The sequence below is a fragment of the Rubneribacter sp. genome (assembly GCF_965361815.1).
The window spans coordinates 22,818-41,995 of sequence record NZ_CBDTNW010000063.1; the positions used below are offsets into that span (position 1 = coordinate 22,818).

Sequence of the window (19,178 nt, forward strand, 5' to 3'; positions counted from 1 at the left end):
GACCCGATTCAATGCACGTCAGCGGAACTTTTCGTTAAGAAATCCTTCCGAATTATTAAAAAACTATAACCTCCGCAGCGCGTGTTCCCTTCGAACGCGAAGTTCGGGATAATAAGAGGATGACAGGGGGAGGCCGCATGGACGAGAGGGGTTCGAAGCCGCGCCGCTTCGGCATCAGGTTCAAGTTCGCCGTGGGGATAGGCGCGCTCATCGTGGCGCTCATGGGCGTCGACGCCCTGTGGAACATGGGGCTCCAACAGCGGCAAGCCGAAAACGAAGCGCTTGAGAAAGCCGAGGTGCTGGCCGACGAGATGCGCGCGGTCTGGGATTTCGTCGACCTGAACCAAGACGTCGTCAACCGCAACGACGACGGGACCTTCCGCACCAAGCACCTCGTGTGCGTGGTGGCGGCGAAGTCGGTGGCCACGCTGTTCACCACGAACACGAACTACATCGTCCGCTTCACGAACACCTCGCCGCGCCAAGCCGCCAACGCGCCCGACGAGTTCGAGCAGCGCGCCTTCGACGCGTTCGCCGCCGACCCCGGGCTCACCGCCTTCTACGGAGTGGAGTCCGACGACGAGGGGCGCAGCGTGTTCCGCTACGTCGAGCCGCTCTACGTGACCGAGACGTGCCTCGAATGCCACGGCCAGCCCGTCGGCGAGCTGGACCAGTACGGCTACAAGAAGGAGGGCATGCAGGTGGGCGACGTGGGCGGCGCCATGTCCATCACCGAGCCCATGGACATCTACGACTCCGGAATGCGCACGAGCGTGCTGCAGCAGGTGTTCATGGTGCTGCTCGTGCTCGTGATAGCGGGCGCGGGCATCTACGTGGGCGTGAGCCGCCTCGTGCTGCGGCCCATCGAGGCGCTCGGACGGGCGGCCAAACGTGTCGGCGAGGGGGACTTCTCCTACGACCTGGCCCTCGACAACGTGCGCCGTCCCGACGAGGTCACCGAGTTCGCCCGCGACTTCGACAAGATGGCGCGCAGGCTCGAAGGGCTCTGCACCGACCTCGAGAGCGAGGTGCAGGCGCAAACCGACAAGCTCTCGGCCTTGAACGACCTTTTGCTCCACCAGAAAGCCGAGCTCAAACACGCGCTCGACCGCCTCAGCGAGGAAACGGCGTACAAAAACGAGTTCTTCGCCATCATGAGCCACGAGCTGCGCACGCCGCTCACCTCCATCCTGGCGTTCGCCCGCATGCTGCGCGAGAACGACGGGCTTGACGCCAAGACGCGCAGCGCCGTCGACGAGATAGAGGCCAACGCCACCCTCCTGCTCAACATGGTGAGCAACATACTTACTATATCCAAGGCCGAGGCGCGCAAGAACGAGCTTGTGCGCGAGCCGGTGGACTTCGTCGACCTGCTCGGATTCATCAGAAGCTCGCTTGCGCCCGTGGCGCGCAACAAGGACATCACGCTGACGGCGAAGGCCGAGCCCGACGTGCCGCTGTCGATGGCCGACTGGGAGAAGCTGCGCCGCATCGTGGAGAACCTCGTGGACAACGCCATCAAGTACACGCACGCCGGCGGCTCGGTGTCCGTGCGCGCCTCGTTCGAGCCCGCGCCCGCCGATGCGGAGCGCTTCCCCTGTGGGGCCGTCGCGCTGGCCGTGGCCGACGACGGCATGGGCATCGCGCCCGAGGACCAGGAGGGCATCTTCGAGCGCTACCGCCAGGCCGGGCAATCGCCGAACCGGCGCTACCGCGGCACGGGCCTTGGGCTTGCGGTGGTGAAGGAGCTTGCCGAGCTGCACGGGGGCACGGTGGAGCTTGAGAGCGAGCGCAAGGTGGGAAGCACCTTCACCGTGCGCATTCCCTACGTTGCCGTCGATACGGAGGACTACGATGAAGATTCTGCTCGTTGACGACGAGCCGGCCATCGAGCGGCTCGTGTCGGGCCTCGTCGCCGACGCGGGCTACGAGTTCGCCTACGCCGAGGACGGCCTGGCCGCGCTCGAGGCGGCAAAGCGCGAGAAGCCCGACCTCGTCATCATGGACGTGATGATGCCGCGGATGGACGGGTTCGCGTCGTGCGCGGAGCTTCGCCGGCGCGGATGCACCGTGCCCGTCATCTTCCTGTCGGCGAAAGGCGACATCGTGGACAAGGGCGTGGGATTTCAGTCGGGCGGCGACGACTACCTGGTGAAGCCGTTCGATCCGCGCGAGCTGCTCATGCACATCGAGGCCCAGCTGCGGCGCGCCTCGATGGCTGCCGCAGGCCCCGCCGCCGCGTCCGCGACGGGGGCCTTGCGCGTGGGGCGCTTCTCGCTCGACGCGGGACAACACCTCGCCACCAAGGACGGCGCGCGGCTTTCGCTCACGCCCAAGGAGTTCAAGATCCTGTTCGCGCTGGCCTCAAGCCCCGGGCTTGTGCTGTCGAAGGAGCAGCTGGTGGAGGCCGCGTGGGGCCGCGAGTTCGTCGGCGAGACCACGAGCATCACCGTGTTCATCAAAAAGCTGCGCGAGAAGGTGGAAGACGATCCGTCCGACCCGCGCGTCATCCTCACCGTCTGGGGCATCGGGTACCGGCTGGACCCGGAAGCGTGCTCGTAGGGCGCCTGCGGCCAACCCGGGCTGCGCGGCGCAGGGCGGGGCGGGCTTTGCGGCCGCGCTCCACGACGCGGCGCAGAACGCGCGCGTGCACCGCCGAGGGCGCCCGGCACACAGCCGCAAAGCGCGCTCCGCACGCCGCCGAGCGGACGCCCTCTACTTCCCCTCCATCTGGGGAATGGGCGTCTCGTCGGCCTCGTCCAGGTTGCCGTCGTAGACGTAGTGGCGCGTCTCGCGCGCGATGAGGCCGGACAGGGCCAGCACCACGACGATGTTGGGAATGGCCATGAGCGCGTTGCCTATGTCGGAGACGGTCCACACCACATCCCCCACCCCGATGGCGCCCAGAAACGCCACGGCCACGTAGACCACCTGGTAGGGGCGGATGGCGTAGCGGCCGAACAGGTAGGTGATGCAGCGGTTGCCGTAGTAGGACCAGCCGAGGATGGTGGTGTAGCTGAACGCCACCATCCCCAGCACCAAGATGGGCGTGCCGATGTAGGGGATCTTCGCGAACGCCGCGCTGGCCAGCTGGGCGCCGGAGTAGACGGCGGGGTTCTCCAGGATGCCGGCTTGGATGTCGGGGTAGGCGAGCATCGTGGACACGAGCACGACGCCCGTGAGCGCGCAGATGACCACGGTGGACCAGAACGTGCCGGTCATGGCCACGAGCGCCTGCTGCGCCGGGTTGCGCGTGGCGGCCGCCGAGGCCACGATGGAGGCCGAGCCCAGGCCCGACTCGTTGGAGAACAGCCCGCGCGCGCAGCCGAACTGCAAGGCCACCATGATGCCGCTTCCCACCGCGCCGCCGAACGCGGCCTTCGGCGTGAAGGCGCACTCGAAGATAAGCCCGAGCGCCTGACCCAGAAACGGCCCGTTCAGCACGAGGATGACGATGCAGCCTCCCGCGTAGGCCACGGCCATGAACGGCACCAGCTTCTCGCACACCTTGGAGATGGACTCCACGCCGCCGAAGATGACCACGCTCACCAGCACCACGATGACGATGCCCACGCCCCACGCGGGAACCGGGACGTTCGAGGTGATGATGCCCGCCATCGCCGACGCCTGCACGGCCGACCCGGTGCCGATGGCCGCTATGGCCGCGAACGCCGCGAACGCCACCGCGCCCGCCTTCGCCCACGCCGGCACGCGCCCGCCGGCCCCGGCGTCGCGCCCGCCTTCGCCGTTGCGGCGAAACGCCCGCTCCCACACGTACATCGCGCCGCCCAGCATGGCGCCGTTGTGGTCGCGCACGCGATACTTCACCGCCGCGTACACCTCGGCGTACTTGGTGGCTATGCCGAACACGCCGGTGACCCACATCCAAAACACCGCCCCCGGCCCGCCCGCCAGGATGGCCGTGGCCACGCCCACGATGGACCCGGTGCCGATGGTGGCCGCAAGCGCCGTGGCCAGCGCGCCGAAGTGGCTGATGTCGCCTTTGCCCTCCGGGTCAGACGTGAGGGAGAGCTTGATGGCCTGGGGAAGCCTGCGCTGGATGAACCCGGTTTTGAACGTGAGGAACAGATGCGATCCCAGAAGGAGCGCGATCATGGCCGGGCCCCATACGAAGCCGTCTATGGTGTTGAGGATCTCAAGCATGACCCGTGCATTGTACCGCGTCGAGCGCCCGGGAGGGTAAAACAACGCCGCGCGCACACAAACGCGGCGCGAGCGGGAACGACGCCTCCGCGCCGCGCCGCAGCCCGCTGCAGCCCGCCGCGCCCGCAGCCGCCGCAGCCTCCGCAGCCGCAGCCTCCGCAGCCGCCGCAGCCCGCAGCCGCCGCAGCCCGCCGCGCCCGCAGCCTCCGCAGCCGCGACCGTCCGCCCCCCTTCGGGAGCGCGCGGCTTGCCATCCGCGTCCGCCATGGCTACAATGTGCGCCATGGATTCTGTTTCAGGGCGAGGTGCGATTCCTCACTGGCGGTAATCCGGCCGCGGCGAAACGCCGCGCGACCGGGAGTCCGCGAACCCGAGACGGCGCGCGAACCTGCATCCCGCGCACCGCATCGGGCTGATTCCGGTGGGATCCCGGAACCAACGGTCATAGTCCGGACGGAAGAGGCAGAGATCCGCGGCCGCGCCGCACAGAAGGCGCCAGGCGGACCCCCCGAAGCCTGTATGAAAGGAATTCATACGGGCTCGTTTTCTCTCAGGCCGGAAAACCAGACCCGACCGCAGGAGGCCTCGAGAGAAAGGAGCTGCCAATGGCAGCGAACGTTCCCGACACCCCGACGCGCGACGCCTACGACTTCACCAACACGAACCGGTGGAGCACCCGCCAGCTGGTCACGATGGCGCTTCTGTGCGCCATCGCCTCGCTGCTGTCCTTCGTCCAGATCCCGCTGATCCCGGGCGTGACGTTTCTGACCTACGACCCCTCGCTCATGCCGGCCATGGTGTGCGGCTTCGCGTTCGGGCCCGGCGCGGGCATAGCCGTGGGCGCGGTCGCCGCCGTCATCCACGGGCTCATCTTGGGAGAATGGGTGGGATCGCTCATGAACATCGTGGTCACGCTGTGCTTCGTGTGGCCGGCGGCGGCCCTCTACGCCCGCAGGCGCACGCTCGCGGGCGGGGCGGCGGGGCTGGCCGTCGGCGTGATCCTGGCCACCATCGGGTCCATCGTCGCCAACCTGACCATCGGCGTGGCGTTTTGGTACGGCAGCTTCGACGTCATCATCCCTTTGCTGCTGCCCGCCGTGCTTCCGTTCAACCTTGCGAAGGGAGCCATCAACGCCGTTTTGACCTTGGTGGTGTACAAAGCCGTCTCCAACCTCATAACTCCGAAAAAATCCCAGGTGACGGGGCGCTAGAGGCGCGAAGCGGACGCAAACCCACGTAAGGCGAGGACTGCCATGATAGACTGCACCGAACTCGAGTTCACCTACGACGGGGCCCGTCTGGCGCTTCGCGGCATAGACCTGCGCATCGACGCCGCGGAGTTCGTCTGCATACTGGGCGGCAACGGCAGCGGCAAAAGCACGCTGGCCAAGCACCTGAACGCGCTGCTTCTGCCCGACAAGGGCCGCGTCAGGGTGGACGGAATGGACACGACCGACCCCGCAAACGTCTACCGCATCCGCTCCACCGCCGGCATGGTGTTCCAAAACCCCGACGACCAGCTGGTGGCCTCGCTTGTGGAGGACGACGTGGCGTTTGGGCCGGAGAACCTGGGCGTGCCCGCAGACGAGCTTGCCCAGCGCGTGCGCGACGCCCTTGAGGAGGTGGGACTCACCGGGTTCGAAAGGCACGAGACCTACGCCCTCTCCGGCGGGCAGAAGCAGCGCGTGGCCATAGCGGGCGTGCTGGGCATGCATCCGAAGGTGCTCGTCTTGGACGAGGCGTCGGCCATGCTCGACCCGCGCGGGAGGTCCGGGCTTATGCGCGTGTGCAAAGAACTCAACGCCCGCGGCATGACCGTGGTCATGATCACCCACTCCATGGAGGAGGCGGCCCAGGCCGACCGGGTGGTGGTGCTCGACCGCGGCAAGGTGGCGCTGGAAGGCCCGCCCCAAGAGGTGCTCGTGCGCGCCGACGTGCTGGCCGGGCTCAACCTGGAGGTGCCGTTTTCCTGCGAGCTGTCCCGCAAGCTGCAGGAGCGCGGGCTGGCCGTGCCCCTGTGCGTGGACGAGGAAAAGCTCGCGGAAGCCGTGCCGCCCCTCCTTGGGGCGCCTGCGGCGAAGGAGCCTTGCGCCCCGGCCCGCAAGCCCGAAGAGGACGGCGCGCGCCCAACCCCGAAAGACGGCGAGGCGCGCCCGGCGGCCATAGAGTTCCAGGGCGTCTCCTACGCCTACGACCCTCCGAAGGAAAAGCGGAAAAAGCGCGGCCAGGACGCCGGAGGCAAGCAGGCGAAATGGGGCAACGACCCCGACGCCGCATGGGCCGTCCGCGACGTCAGCTTCTCCGTGGCCGCAGGGGAGTTCTTCGGCATAGCCGGGCACACCGGCTCGGGGAAGTCCACCCTCATCCAGCATATGAACGGCATCCTGCACCCGACGCGCGGACGGGTCCTGGTCAAGGGCAGGGACGCCTCCGACAAGGCGAACGCGTCCGCCGTTCGCGCCGAGGTGGGCGTGGTGTTCCAGTACCCCGAGCACCAGCTGTTCGCCGACACCGTCTACAACGACGTGGCCTTCGGACCCCGCAACCTAAGGCTGGCCGAGGACGAGGTGGACGCCCGGGTCCGCGAGTCGCTGGGCCTGGTGGGGCTTGACTTCGACGAGCTGCGCGACAAAAGCCCCTTCGAGCTGTCCGGGGGCCAGCAGCGCCGCGTGGCGTTCGCCGGCGTGCTGGCCATGCGGCCTGACGTGCTGGTGCTGGACGAGCCCGTGGCCGGGCTTGACCCTGCGGCGCGGCGCGACTTCCTGGACCTCATAACCAGCCTGCACGACAAGGGCCTGACCGTCGTCATGATATCGCACAGCATGGACGACCTCGCCAGCCGCTGCGACCGCGTGCTGGTGCTCAACGAGGGCGCGGTGTTCGACCTGGGAACCCCGGAGAAGGTGTTCTCGCGCGCCGCCGAGCTCAACGACGTGGGCCTGGGACTGCCCTCCGCGCAGCGCATGGCGAACGACCTGCGCGCGAGGGGCGTCCCCCTGCCCGAGGAAGCCCTGTTCGACGCGGACTCCCTCGCCGCGGCGCTTGCCACACTCGCCCGCCCGACCGTTCGCGAAACGGAGAGCGCCCGATGAACGTGTTCTCGTTCGGAAGCTACTTCCCCGCCGAAAGCCCCCTCCACCGCCTGGATCCGCGCGCGAAGCTGCTCCTGGGCTGCGCGTACATCGTCATCGCGCTCATCGCGAGCACGCCGGCCGCCCTCGGCGCCCTCGGCGCGTTCACCGCCGCGTGCTACCTCGCATCGAGCATTCCCCCGGGCAAGGCCCTGCGCTCGCTCGCCCCGCTCATGCTCATCGTCGCGGTGGCCTCCGTTCTGAACCTGTTCGTCATCCAGGACGGAGCCGTGATCGCGGAGTGGGGGCCCATCCGCATCACCGACGGGGGCGTGGGACGGTTCCTGTTCGTGGCGGCGCGGCTCACGCTCATGATGCTGGGCATGAGCCTCATCACCATGACCACCCCCACCCTCGATTTGACCGGAGCGCTCGAGCGGCTGTTCTCGCCGCTTGCCCGTTTCGGCTTCCCCGCCCACGAGCTGGGCATGATCATGGGCATTGCGCTGCGCTTCATGCCGCAGTTCGCAAGCGAGCTGGTAACCGTCCACCGCGCCCAGGTCAGCCGGGGCGCGGGGCTGGCGGGCAGTTCCGTGAAGGGCGTGCGCATGCTCTCGTCTTTGACCGTCCCCTTGTTCGCGAGCGCCTTCCGGCACGCCGAGACGCTGTCGGCCGCCATGGACGCCCGCTGCTACCACGGCGGCGCCGGGCGCACGCGCCTGCACCCGCTGCGGCTGTCCGCGCGCGACGGCGTGGCCGCAGCCGCCATGGCCGCCCTGCTGGCCTGCGTCCTTGCGGCGAACGCCCTGACGCTGCCCTGACTCCCGCCCCCCCTGCCCGCCCGTCCCAGGCGGCGCGCCGGAAACGGGCGGGCCGCCCCGACAGATAGGAGAGACTCATGACCACCGGAAACCAGATCATCCTCCAGTACCTGACCAGCGTGCCGGCCTGGTACCTGGCCACCAGCGTAGACGGCCAGCCGCACGTGCGGCCCTTCAGCTTCGCGGCCGAGCAGGACGGCAAGATATGGTTCTGCACCGCCACCACCAAAGACGTGTGGGAGGAGCTTGTCGCCAACCCGCGGTTCGAGGCCACGTCGTGGTGGCCCGGCCACGGCTGGCTCATCCTGCGCGGCAAGGCGGGTTTGGACGACCGCGCGAACGACGAGATGCGGCGCGCGGGATACGAGCACCTGGAAAGCCTTGGAGAGAGCTACGACGGTCCGGACGATCCCGTGCTCGTGTTCTTCTCCGTCGAAGAGCCTCAGGCTTGGATCTGCAACCACGACGAATGGAAGCCCGTCGAGCTGTAGCCCCTTTGCGCGAGCCGCCTGCGCAGGGCAGCCAGCCCCTCCGTCCGACCCCGCGCCCCCTCTCTGTCAAACCAAGATCGACACGAGCTTATGTTTGCCTAACGTTCAAGCCGAGCTTCCTCTGATCGGGCGCCTCGGAGGGTCCTCCGCGCCCGGCGGTCCGGTAACCCTCCGAAGCGCCCGGCGGGACCTTGCGCGGCAAGCCGGCACGGCCCGCGCCGTCGGCGGTTTAACGGATAGCGAGACAGTCATGGACAAAACGGACCCCGGTCCACATGGCCTCGGCCAAAATCGGCCCGATTCGGGGCCTTCGCGAAGGGACGCGCAGGAAGGCCGCGCGTTTCCCCAGGCAGGCGGCTTGCGCTTTTGACTATCCTCATGCGAGGATGTGGATCAGGGGCCGTTTTGTCCAGAGGGGCGCAGCCTCTCCGTTGAACCAGGATCGACGTAGGCCAGACCGGTTCGCCAGGCAAAGCCCCGCCCGTCGGGCGGGGAGAACCCTTCGAGGCGCCCGACCGGAGAAGTCCTGGCTCGGGATTTGGCAAACGCCGGTTCGTGCCAATAGCGGTTTAGCAGAGAGGCGCGCGAACGCGGAGGCCGCGTCCGCAGGTTGGTCGCAAACCGCGCCCTATGGCACTCCGGAGGGCCGATCCGGCGCGTCGGCAGGCCGCGCGATTTCCGCAACCTGGGATTTCTCCGGGCGCGGGAGGCGCGGAGGGCGGAAAGGCGGCCCCGCGCGTGCCACAGGGCGCGGTTTGCGACCAACTTGCGGGCGGCCCCTTGCCGGACCGCCTCCGGCGGGGTCCGCGCCAACGCCAACAGAGAGCGCGCCGATCGTCCGCCAAGCGCAGCCGCAGCCTCACACCTGCAGCGCGTAGAACACAAGGCGTGCCACGAAGATGGCGACCAACACAGCCGCGCTGCCGCCCACCAAAAGCGACACCGCCGAGCGCGCGGCGTTTTCCGGACGCACGGCCGCGCGGTCGCGCATGGGCACGGCGGCGGCCGCCCCGGCGGTGCGCCCGAACGCGGCGGCGCGGTCGGGCGAGAGCGCCGTGCGCAAACAGACCAGCATGACGACGAACCCCGCTATCGAGATGGCCAGGTACACCCACGACCCCGGCAACGCCTCGGCCCCGGGGAAGAACGCCGAGACCACCGACTGGGCGTAGAGCATCTGGGACGCAACGGCGAAGATGGCCGCCACCACGCCCACGAACGCCGCGAACATCGACGCCGACGAGAAGCGCGCATCCTGCGCTTCCGCCATTCCGCCGCCAAGCGCCACCACGAGCACGCCCAAAGGCACGCCCCCCGCCGCGCAGAAGCCCGCAACCCCCACGGCCGCAACCGGCGACGCCCACGAGGAGACGGCCGATCCCCAGTACGCCGCGCCGATGAAAAACGACAGCGCAAGGGCGCCGACCGCCAGCACCGAGGAGAACACCGCGCGCGCCCGGCATGTCAGGACCCCCATCATCGCAACCACCCAATACGCCACCGCAACCAGCACGAACAGCAGGCTCGCCAGCAAAACGAGCGGCATTGACCCAAGCCACGCGCTTTGCAAGACGCCCGCAGCGCGCGCCGGCAGAGCGAAGGACGCAAGCGCCGCCGCGAAGCCCACGGCAAGGATGCCCAGCGGAAGCAGCGTCCAGCGGTCGATGCGCGCAAGGCGCTCATCCGAGAAACGGGTTGTCAGAAACGCGATGGCCAGCCCGACAAACGCGCCCGACGCCATGGGCACGAGCGTGGTGAACAGCACCATCGGCATGTGCATAAACGCAAGGTTCATATCCGCACCTCCTTGGGGGATTCGCGAAAGCCGGACGGGCCGGCGAAGCCCCGGTCGTTGTTCGATCATCGCACCATCCTATGCGGCCGCATCGCCGCCGGCACTGGGCGCGCGCATCGTTCGACGGTCCGTAGCCCCGCCGTGGCCGCCCCGTCACAGCGCGGGTCGAAGAAACGGCCCTCCCCGAAGTCTGCCGCGAAGTCCGGTATACTGCGGAGTGGCATGCCTGCGAAAGCCGACGGGAGGGTCCGCGTGTCGCCTCGAAGCATCATCCGCATACTCATACCGAACGTCGCCACGCTCGGCTATGCGCTGTTTTTGGCCATCAACGCCGCAGGGGTGTGGGGCGGCGTGTTCCCGTTTTTGCCCCTGGAGTTCCAAACGCCGCAGATCGTGTTCTGGTTCTTCTTGGCGCAGTCGCTTGCGTTCTCGGCCAGCTACTTCGCAAGCGCGCTGGGCGTGTACTTCTTCCCCGGGCCCACGCGCGCCTTCATCGTGCGCCTGGCCACCGTGCCCTACCTGCTGGGATGGTGCTGCCTGATAATCGCCATCTACGTGGCCGCTTGGGCGCTGCCGATGGTGGTGACCGGCGGCGCGTTGCTGGGCTTGGGTTCCGCAGGGTTCTACATGCTGTGGCAACGCCTGTTCGCCAGCATGGACTCCGACGCCAGCAACCACAGCCTCATACTGGGAACGGCCTGGGGCGCCGTGCTGTACTTCTCGCTCTACCTCATTCCCCAGGCGGTGACAGCGTTTCTCATACCGCTCGTGTTCTTGCCGCTGTTCGGGCTGGCCATTGCCCTGACCAGCCGCCGCATCGATCGCGACCAGGCCATGTTCCAGGACGTCCCGCGCGAGCACCCCCGCGTGTACCGGCGCGTGGTGGACGACTACTGGCGCAGCGCTCTGTGCGTGGGCGCGCTCGGGTTCTGCACCGGCATCATGCGCTCGCTGGCCATCGGGGAGCCGGCCGTGGGATCGCTCGTGAACATCCTGTCGATGGCGGGCATGTGCTCCGCCGCCGTCGCGCTTCTCATACTGTGGCAGTTCAAGAACCTGCGCGTGAACGTGGTGGGCGCGTACCGCATCTTCTTCCCGTTCGCCATCACGTCGTTTCTGCTGTTGCCGTTCCTGCCGTCCGAATACGAGCGCTGGCTGGCCGCCATCCTGTACGCCGTGTACAGCGTGGCCATCATGCTCATGATGATCCAATGCGCCCAAGCCTCGCGCGACCGCGGCATCAACCCCGTGTTCATCTACGGGTTCTTCGCCGGCATCGTGTACGTGCTGCACGACGTGGGGTTTGTGAGCGGCACCTTCGCCGAGCAGATCACGGTCATCGGCATCTCTCCTCTGGCCGTGGTGGCGCTGGTGGCCGTGTATTTGCTTGGGCTCATGTACTTCGTCGGGCAGGGCGGGTTCAAGCGCGTTCTGCAATCCGCACAAGGCCGCCTGCACGGCGAAGGGGCCAGCATCGAGCTGGTGGCGCTGAAGCCTCGGGGCGAACGGACGCGCCCGGTTGAGCGAACCGCGGCGCCGGAGGAGCCGGCTTCCGCCGCCGAGGACCCCGCATGCACGCGGAAAGAGAGCACGGAGTCGGCCGCCGAGGATCGCACGCCCGCCGAAAGCCGCGCGCCCGCCGACACCCCGGCCAAACCCTCCAGACGGCCCGCCGACGAACCCGTGTACCAGGACCGCATCTCCAAGCAAGCGGCCCTCGTGCGCCAGCACTACCGCCTGAGCGCCCGCGAAGCCGAGGTCATGGAGCTCATCGCGCGCGGCAACACCGTGGCGCGCATCGCCGAGGACCTGGTGGTGTCCGAGAACACCATCCGCACGCACTCCAAGCGCATCTACGCGAAGCTCGACATCCACAAGAAGCAGGAGCTGCTGGACCTCATCGACGCCTTCGACCCCCACGAGCTGGAGGAGCGAAAGCCCGCGACGCCAAAGCAGCCGACGGGGCACCGCCGCTCCGCGAACACGCTGCAAAAGAAGAGGACGCGCCGCAGAACATGAGACACGCTGAAGGGACGGCGAAGGGGCGGCAATCCGCACGTCGGCGAAGCGCGCCAAAATCGGATGACGCCGCCAGCGCGCGTCTCGCCTCTTGGCGCCTACTCCTCGGTGACGTCGCCCGACTGGTCCAAGCTGATGGGGTCGCCCACGAACGTCGGGGGCATTTTGAGCAGCGTTTGGAAGAAGTCCTTCGTGCGCGCGGGGACCTCGCGCACATCGTACTGGAGCTGATGGGCGTATTCGCGGTAGTCGCTCGGCACGCCGATAGCCTCAAGCCCCAAGCCGCCCGCCGCGTAGAGCGCCCGGTACAGGTGGTAGGTCTGCGTGGCCACCACGATGCGCTCGGCGCCGAACACGTGCTTGGCGCGGTACATGCTTTCATAGGTGGAGAAGCCCGCATGGTCGCAGAACACGTCCTGGCTGGGGACACCCTGGGCCACCGCGTAGTCCTTCATGGCCTTGACCTCGTTGTAGGCCACGGTGCTGTTGTCGCCGCTCATGATGATCTTCGGCGCCGCACCCGCGAAGTACAACGCTATGCCGTCGTCCAGGCGGTCCTGCAGGATGCTCGACGGCGTGCCGTCCGCATACACCGACGCGCCCAGCACCACGATGGCGTCCGCGCGGAACGCCGCGGCCTCCTCGGCACCGACAATGCGGTCCTTCGAGGTCAGCACCACGACCGCGTTCGTGCCCGCAACCACCAGCGCCACCGCCAGCGCGCATCCCAGCAGCACACCCAGCATCGCCTTCAACCATCCATGTCTCTTCGCCTTCGCCATAGGCGTCGATGATAGCAAAGCCGCGCCCTTCCCGCCGCGAGCCGCCGCGCTTCGCCACCGAAACTCAAGGGGGATTCCACGCAAACTGCGCGCGAAGGAAGGAGGGCGGGCGCCTACGGGGCGAGCGTGCCGAGCGGCGCCACGATCACGCCATCCTTATGCCAACACGCGTACACAAGAAGCGTTTTCGGCGAGTTGGCGCGAATTCGTTCGGCGAGTTGGCAAAAGCGAGCAGCGCGGCAATGCGGAGGCGGCGCGCCACGCAGAGCCTCCCGTTGCCCATGAAGCTACCATTTTCCATTTGTTTGAAATCATTCGCTATTGTTTGATAGCGAATGATTTATAATCGAAAGCAAATTCACCAGAAAGGAGACAGCATGGCCGCATCGGGCACAACGGTTCCTTTGGGCAACCGCGTCAACACCGCCCTCAAACGAGAGTTCGAGGAAACCGCCGAGGAACTTGGCATGACCTCGACAACCGCGCTCACCGTGTTCATGAAACGTTTCGTGGAAGACGGCGGATTCCCCTTCGAAGTGCGTCGCCGCGTGCCCACCGAGGAGAAGTTCGCTGCGGAGATGGACGAACGATACCGGCTGATGCGTGCGGGCGAAGGCGCTTACCACGACCTTGCCGAGGTGTAGCGTCATGCCGTACTTCTGGGGCGATGCCGCATGGAAAGACTACCAATATTGGCAATCGCAAGGCAAAAGAACGCTCCGCAAGACCAACGCGCTGCTGAAAGACATTGCCCATGCAGGGAAAGAGGGAAAGCCGACAGGCAAAGCGGAGATCCTCAAAGGGACCGCCGAAGCGTTGAGAAGCGCAAGGGTCGATTCCAAGAACCGTCTGGTGTACCGGGTTGACGGCGATGTGGTCTACGTCGTCTCATGCCGAGGGCGCTACGGCGACAAGTAGCAAGCGCGGAGCCCCCCCCCGAGCAGCTCTACGAGCTGCTCGCGCAACTCAGGTTGCGGTCGCGCGACAAGTCCGACGCGCGCATCGCCGGCATGCCCGGGGCGACCGCGCGCCTACGGGGCGAGCGTGCCGAGCGGCGCCACGATCACGCCGTCCTCGCGCCGATACGCGTACGGAGTGCCGGTGACCACCATGAGAAACGAGGGCGAACCCATCTTCTCCTCGTCGATGTCGTCGCGAATGGACAACAGTGACTTCGCACCTTCGTCTATGCGCTCTTGCGAGAACAGCTTCGCCTCCACAAGCGCGTATCTGCCGTCGCGAAGATGCAGCACGGCATCCGCTTCCTGCCCGCGTTTGTTTCGATAGTGGTACACATCGCCGCGCAAACGTTGAGCGTACACCCGCAGATCCCTCACGCACAGCGACTCGAAAAGGAGTCCATAGGTCTTCAAGTCGTTCATCAGGTCGTTCGGACCAAGCCCCAGGGAGGCGGCCGCTATAGAAGGATCCACGAAATGGCGGGTGTCGGACGTGCGAATGGCCGTTTTCGACCGCAGATTCGGATGCCAGGAAGGAAGGTTCTCAATGACGAACAGCTTTTCCATGACGTCAACGTAAGACGAAATGGTGTCCTCGCTGAGCGACTCGGTCTCGTTGGCCAGCATATCGGACCTGATGGTAGTGTAAGTTGCCCCTGTTGCCGAATGCCGTGCGTAAGAGCGCAAAAACCTGGAGACGCGCTCCCTGCTTCTGCGCACGCCGTCGATTTTCGAGAAATCCGTGTTGACAAGATCGTCGTAGTAGTCGATAGCCTGCGCAAGCGCAACCGACTCCTTGCAGCCTATCGCCCTGGGCCATCCGCCCCGGCACAAAGCGAAAGCCAAATCCTCCAGCGAAAGAGAGGTTTCCCCGAACACCTCGCTTTCACCGTCGAACAGCTCCGCAAGCGACACCGCCCCGTTCGAATCCCCCGACTCGAACAGCGTCATCGGACGCATGCGCATCCTGGTGATGCGACCCGTACCCGAGTGCGCTATCTCGTCGCTGGCGGGAGGCGTCACCGATCCCGTAAGGATGAACTGGCCGAACTCATCCCGCTGGTCAACTTCGAAGCGAACGGCATCCCAAATAGAGGGAACAACCTGCCATTCGTCTATAAGCTTGGGAGCATCCCCCTGCAAAAAGCGCTTCGGAGACGCTTTGGCAAGCATCATGTTCTGCTCCCTGGTTGAAGGATCCTGCAGATACACCGCGCTTCTCGCAGCCTGGGCCGCCGTTGTCGATTTCCCGCACCATTTGGGGCCTTCTATGAGCACGGCCCCTTTTGCCTCGAGCTTTGAGCGGAGCACTTCATCGGCAATGCGTGGATAGTATTTTCTCATCTATGCCTTTTCTCGCGAAAGTTGGCGCTACCTCGGCATATTGTACAACAAGAAACATTTTTCGGCGAGTTGGCACAGTTTCATTCGGCGAGTTGGCACGGTTTTGTTCGGCGAGTTGGCGCGAATTCGTTCGGCGAGTTGGCGCAAACCCACCCTCCCTGCCGTCCTCCCCAAGCGCTCCTCCCGTCCTCACTCCCCCTGCCCGAACAGCTCGTAGAGCTCCTCGCGGCTGCGGACGCCAAGCTTGCGGTAGATGCGGCTCGTGTGCGCCTTCACGGTGCCGGGGGCCACGAACAGGTTCTCGGCTATCCGCGCCGCCGTCTCGCGGCGCGCGAGCAGCTGCAGCACCTCCTCCTCGCGCGGACTCAGGTTGTGATCGCGCGACAGGTCCGACACGCGCATGGCCAGCATGCCCGGGGTGAACACGTCGTCCTCCCCCGGATCGCCTTTGAGGTTGATGCCCCACTTCGCCGACAGATGCTTCTCCGTGAAGAACAGCGCGGCGAAGGCCACCGCAACCGCCGCCACAATGCCGATGTGCAGCACGTCCATCTGCCCCCGCGTCAGAAACGCCGACCCAAGCGCGAACACGCCCCACCCGGCGGACTCGGCCAGGTAACGGATGCCCCGCTCGATGCCGTTGAGCCATGCGGCGGCAATGCCGAACCGGTACACGATGTTGCTCATCACAATGGCGACGAACAGAGACAGCATGGTGTAGCCCGCATCGTAGCACGCTGCCGCCATCTGCGATTCCGGCGAGAATTGCGGCGCGATGAACAGCAGCCCCACTATCATGAAGGGAAACGCCAGCTGGTAGATGGTGTCGAAGTTGAACCACTTCGACGACGACAGCACGCCGAAGAACACGAACAACGCCATGAGCACGGTGCCCGCGATATTGCCCGCCACCAGCGTTTTGTCCGGCAGCACGCCAAACCCCGTCGCCAGCGTGCACACGGCCATGAGCAGAATGGGCTTCCACGGCACCTCGGACAACCTTGGCTTGCCCATGGGCTTGGGCAGGTCGAACTCGGGAAGCTGCCGTATCGACCGGCGCACCCAGCTAAGCGACACCAAAGGCAGCACCACGGAGAACACGGCGATGTGCGCCGGATCCAGGCCGGCGAACAACCATTTCAGGCACTCGCCCAGCACGATGGCGCCCGCGTAGTACACCGCCACGCGCATGGGATTGAGCGACCCGAAGAACTCGGACCACATGAGGATGAGCAGCGCCAGGCCCGCTCCCGCCAGCACAAGCCCCGTGTACTTCATCGGCGCCGCCCGCAACCAGAAGCACGCGATCACCACAAGCGCCGACCCGCCCACCATGGAGGCGGCGCACGCTCTGACGATCACCCGGTTGCACCACAGGGGCACGATGCGGCGCGCGAACGCCACCACCAACAGCGACACGACGCCGATGGCCCCTTCGAACACGGCGTAATCGAAGAACTCGACGGTGGGAAACGCCTCGTAGCGGAAAAACGTCGACAGCCACGCACGGTACAGCCCCACGCCGAGGAACGCCACGGGCAGCATGCCGACGCGCGCGAGCACGTCCTTCCAGCGCCCAACGAACTCCTTCATGCGAATCCTCCCCTTCCTGCGAAGCCGGTTCCTCATCTTACCCCAAAACCTCTGGGCCGCCCTATGGGTCGCCTGGGTGTATTGCCAGGGGTTACATTTTTAAACTCGGGGCGGGTTACGCATTGAACCCTGTGCGAGGCGAATCGGCGGCGCGCATCGGCGCTAGGATGGACCCACCCCGGACAAGCGAGATCAGACCAGAGGGAGCCGGGGCATGCCAAAAGGAGGGCAGCACTATGGAAGGACTTTCACGCAGGCAGTTTCTGACCGGAGCGGCGCTCGCCACCGCAGGCGGGGCGCTGGCGCTGGGCGGCTGCGCGCCGTCGGGCGGGACGTCCGGCGCAAGCGCGGGCGGGTCGCTTCCCGAAGGCGCCGGGGTCGCCACGGTGGGCACCGGCATGGGAAAGCACGGCACCATCCAAGTGGAGGTGGTGACCAAAGACGGCGCCATCGAGCGCATAGACGTGCTGGAGTCGCGCGAGTCCTTGGGCCTTGGCGATGTGTGCTTCGACAAGCTTGGCAAGCTCATCGTGGACAACCAAACGCTCAACGTGGACGTGGTGACAGGCGCATCGCTTTCGAGCATGGCCTACCTCACCGCCGTCGCCGAAGCGCTTGACCAGGCGGGCGAGAAGTCGTCGGAGTGGAAGAAGCGCGACAAGGCGATCGAGCAGCCGGCCGAGGACATCGCGGAGGCGTACGACGTCATTGTCGTGGGCACCGGCGGCGCGGGCTTCACGGCTGCCATCAGCGCCGCGAACAAGGGCAAAAGCGTGCTGCTCATGGAGAAGCTCGGCGTGTTCGGCGGCTCCACCGCCCTTTCCGGCGGCGAGATGGCCGTGCCCGGCAACTGGATCCAGACCAACTCCGGCGTGGCCGACACCCCCGAGCAGCTGGCGAAGGACATGCTGGAAGGCGGCGACAACCGCGGGGACCCGGAGCTTGTGAACGTCATCGCGAACGGCGTGTACGACGCAGCGCAGTGGCTCACTTACGAGGGCGGCGTGTCCTGGGAGCACAACCTGCTGTTCTTCGGCGGGCACTCGGTCAAGCGCTCCATCATCCCCACCGGGCACATCGGCAACGCGATGACCACGAAGCTGACCACGCGCGCGCAGTCCATCGACAACATCACCCTGGTTGACAACACGAAGGCCACGGCACTCGTCACAGGATCGGACGGCAGCATCAGCGGCGTGAAGGCCGAGAACACGGTCACGGGCGACGAGTACTCGTTCAGCTGCAAGGCGGTTGTGCTGGCAAGCGGCGGCTTCGGCGCCAACGTGGAGATGCGCGCGGAGGCCAATCCGGACTACGGCGAGCAGTTCAACTCCACCGACTCGGTGGGCGCGCAGGGCGACGGGCTGACCATGGCCTCGGCAATTGGCGCGGACCTCGTGGACATGGAGCTCATCCAAACCTACCCCATCTGCGACGTGGACAACGGCGCGCTGCTCTACCTTGACGATTTGCGCCTTGACGAGCGCACCGTCATGTTCAACAAGGAGGGCAAGCGCTTCGTGGAGGAGCTTGACCGCCGCGACGTGCTGTCAAGCGCCATCCTCGCCCAAACCGACGAGCGCGCTTACGAGATCTGGGACCAAGCCGCAGCCGACGAGACGAAGGTAGTTGACATCCACTCCGACGAGTTCGAGAACCTTGCATCCCGCAAGCTGTGCGTGAAGGCCGACACGCTGGAGGAGGCGTGCGAGCCGTTCGGCATTGACGCGGCGGCGCTGATCGAAACCATCGAGCAGTGGAACAGTTACGTGGACGCGGGCGCCGACCCCGACTTCAACTACCGCGGCACCATGCACAAGATAGACACGCCGCCCTACTACATCATGACGTACAAGCCGGCCGTGCACTACACGATGGGCGGTTTGCGCATCAACCCGAGCGCCGAGGTGCTCGACACCGCAGGCGCGCCCATTCCCGGCCTGTTCGCAGCCGGCGAGGTGGCCGGGCACAAGATGGGCACGAACCGGCTGGGCTCCACCTCCATGGCCGACATCTACACCTTCGGCCGCATCGCCGGCGACAACGCCGCCGCCTACGTCGGCTAGCGTTTCGCATATCCCTCCCCTTGGCGGGGCCCTCTGGGGCGCCCGAGGGGGCCGCCACCCTTTCGAGGGAAGA

At 66.5% G+C, this 19,178-nt stretch carries 15 protein-coding genes and 1 riboswitch; of the genes, 10 read left to right on the forward strand and 5 right to left on the reverse strand.

Annotation, left to right across the window (positions count from 1 at the left end; genetic code table 11):
- Window positions 1-137 precede the first annotated feature (137 nt).
- Together ACWKY3_RS04455 and ACWKY3_RS04460 are read left to right on the forward strand one after the other, a co-directional pair.
- Window positions 138-1,874, forward strand: coding sequence for a c-type heme family protein (locus ACWKY3_RS04455; protein WP_449315215.1), 1,737 nt, complete (start codon window positions 138-140; stop codon window positions 1,872-1,874).
- Window positions 1,855-2,562 (forward strand): response regulator transcription factor, encoded by a 708-nt coding sequence (locus tag ACWKY3_RS04460; protein WP_449315216.1) that lies wholly within the window; start codon window positions 1,855-1,857, stop codon window positions 2,560-2,562. The genes ACWKY3_RS04455 and ACWKY3_RS04460 overlap by 20 nt, the downstream gene beginning before the upstream one ends.
- Window positions 2,563-2,715: 153 nt before the next feature.
- Here ACWKY3_RS04460 and ACWKY3_RS04465 read toward each other — a convergent pair whose 3' ends face one another.
- Window positions 2,716-4,164, reverse strand: a complete 1,449-nt coding sequence (locus ACWKY3_RS04465; protein WP_449315217.1) for an alanine/glycine:cation symporter family protein — start codon at window positions 4,162-4,164, stop codon at window positions 2,716-2,718.
- Between the two features lie 287 nt (window positions 4,165-4,451).
- Window positions 4,452-4,633, forward strand: a riboswitch (FMN riboswitch).
- A gap of 136 nt (window positions 4,634-4,769) precedes the next feature.
- Here ACWKY3_RS04465 and ACWKY3_RS04470 point away from each other — a divergent pair.
- The 4 genes from ACWKY3_RS04470 to ACWKY3_RS04485 all read left to right on the forward strand — a co-directional run bounded on the left by ACWKY3_RS04470 (window position 4,770) and on the right by ACWKY3_RS04485 (window position 8,547).
- Window positions 4,770-5,375: an ECF transporter S component gene (locus ACWKY3_RS04470; RefSeq protein ID WP_449315218.1), complete on the forward strand. Its 606-nt coding sequence runs from the start codon at window positions 4,770-4,772 to the stop codon at window positions 5,373-5,375.
- 42 nt (window positions 5,376-5,417) lie between these two features.
- On the forward strand, window positions 5,418-7,256 hold the full coding sequence (locus ACWKY3_RS04475; RefSeq protein ID WP_449315219.1) for an energy-coupling factor transporter ATPase: 1,839 nt from the start codon (window positions 5,418-5,420) through the stop codon (window positions 7,254-7,256).
- Window positions 7,253-8,056 carry an energy-coupling factor transporter transmembrane component T family protein gene (locus ACWKY3_RS04480; RefSeq protein WP_449315220.1) on the forward strand — a complete coding sequence of 268 codons (804 nt, stop codon included), beginning with the start codon at window positions 7,253-7,255 and terminating at the stop codon, window positions 8,054-8,056. The genes ACWKY3_RS04475 and ACWKY3_RS04480 overlap by 4 nt, the downstream gene beginning before the upstream one ends.
- Before the next feature lie 77 nt (window positions 8,057-8,133).
- Window positions 8,134-8,547, forward strand: coding sequence for a pyridoxamine 5'-phosphate oxidase family protein (locus ACWKY3_RS04485; RefSeq protein WP_449315221.1), 414 nt, complete (start codon window positions 8,134-8,136; stop codon window positions 8,545-8,547).
- Between the two features lie 859 nt (window positions 8,548-9,406).
- Here ACWKY3_RS04485 and ACWKY3_RS04490 read toward each other — a convergent pair.
- On the reverse strand, window positions 9,407-10,342 hold the full coding sequence (locus ACWKY3_RS04490; protein WP_449315222.1) for a DMSO reductase: 936 nt from the start codon (window positions 10,340-10,342) through the stop codon (window positions 9,407-9,409).
- Window positions 10,343-10,564: 222 nt separating this feature from the next.
- On the opposite strand from ACWKY3_RS04490, the gene ACWKY3_RS04495 reads away from it, so the two are divergent.
- A complete protein-coding gene (locus ACWKY3_RS04495; RefSeq protein ID WP_449315223.1) occupies window positions 10,565-12,361 on the forward strand; it encodes a LuxR family transcriptional regulator in 1,797 nt (598 codons plus the stop codon).
- A 98-nt stretch (window positions 12,362-12,459) separates the two neighbouring features.
- Here ACWKY3_RS04495 and ACWKY3_RS04500 read toward each other — a convergent pair whose 3' ends face one another.
- Complete coding sequence (locus ACWKY3_RS04500) at window positions 12,460-13,107, reverse strand: SanA/YdcF family protein (RefSeq protein ID WP_449315230.1); 648 nt, start codon at window positions 13,105-13,107, stop codon at window positions 12,460-12,462.
- Window positions 13,108-13,520: 413 nt separating this feature from the next.
- Between ACWKY3_RS04500 and ACWKY3_RS04505 the strand changes: the two genes are divergently transcribed.
- Entirely contained in the window at window positions 13,521-13,787 is a 267-nt protein-coding gene (locus ACWKY3_RS04505) for a type II toxin-antitoxin system RelB/DinJ family antitoxin (protein ID WP_449315224.1), read from the forward strand.
- 4 nt (window positions 13,788-13,791) lie between these two features.
- Window positions 13,792-14,061, forward strand: a complete 270-nt coding sequence (locus tag ACWKY3_RS04510; protein WP_449315225.1) for a Txe/YoeB family addiction module toxin — start codon at window positions 13,792-13,794, stop codon at window positions 14,059-14,061.
- Window positions 14,062-14,174: 113 nt separating this feature from the next.
- Here ACWKY3_RS04510 and ACWKY3_RS04515 read toward each other — a convergent pair whose 3' ends face one another.
- The gene (locus tag ACWKY3_RS04515) at window positions 14,175-15,446 is read right to left on the reverse strand and encodes an ATP-binding protein (RefSeq protein ID WP_449315226.1); all 1,272 of its coding nucleotides are present in this window, start codon (window positions 15,444-15,446) and stop codon (window positions 14,175-14,177) included.
- Window positions 15,447-15,635: 189 nt separating this feature from the next.
- Complete coding sequence (locus ACWKY3_RS04520; RefSeq protein WP_449315227.1) at window positions 15,636-17,039, reverse strand: response regulator transcription factor; 1,404 nt, start codon at window positions 17,037-17,039, stop codon at window positions 15,636-15,638.
- 236 nt (window positions 17,040-17,275) lie between these two features.
- On the opposite strand from ACWKY3_RS04520, the gene ACWKY3_RS04525 reads away from it, so the two are divergent.
- Complete coding sequence (locus tag ACWKY3_RS04525; protein ID WP_449315228.1) at window positions 17,276-19,105, forward strand: flavocytochrome c; 1,830 nt, start codon at window positions 17,276-17,278, stop codon at window positions 19,103-19,105.
- Window positions 19,106-19,178 lie beyond the last annotated feature (73 nt).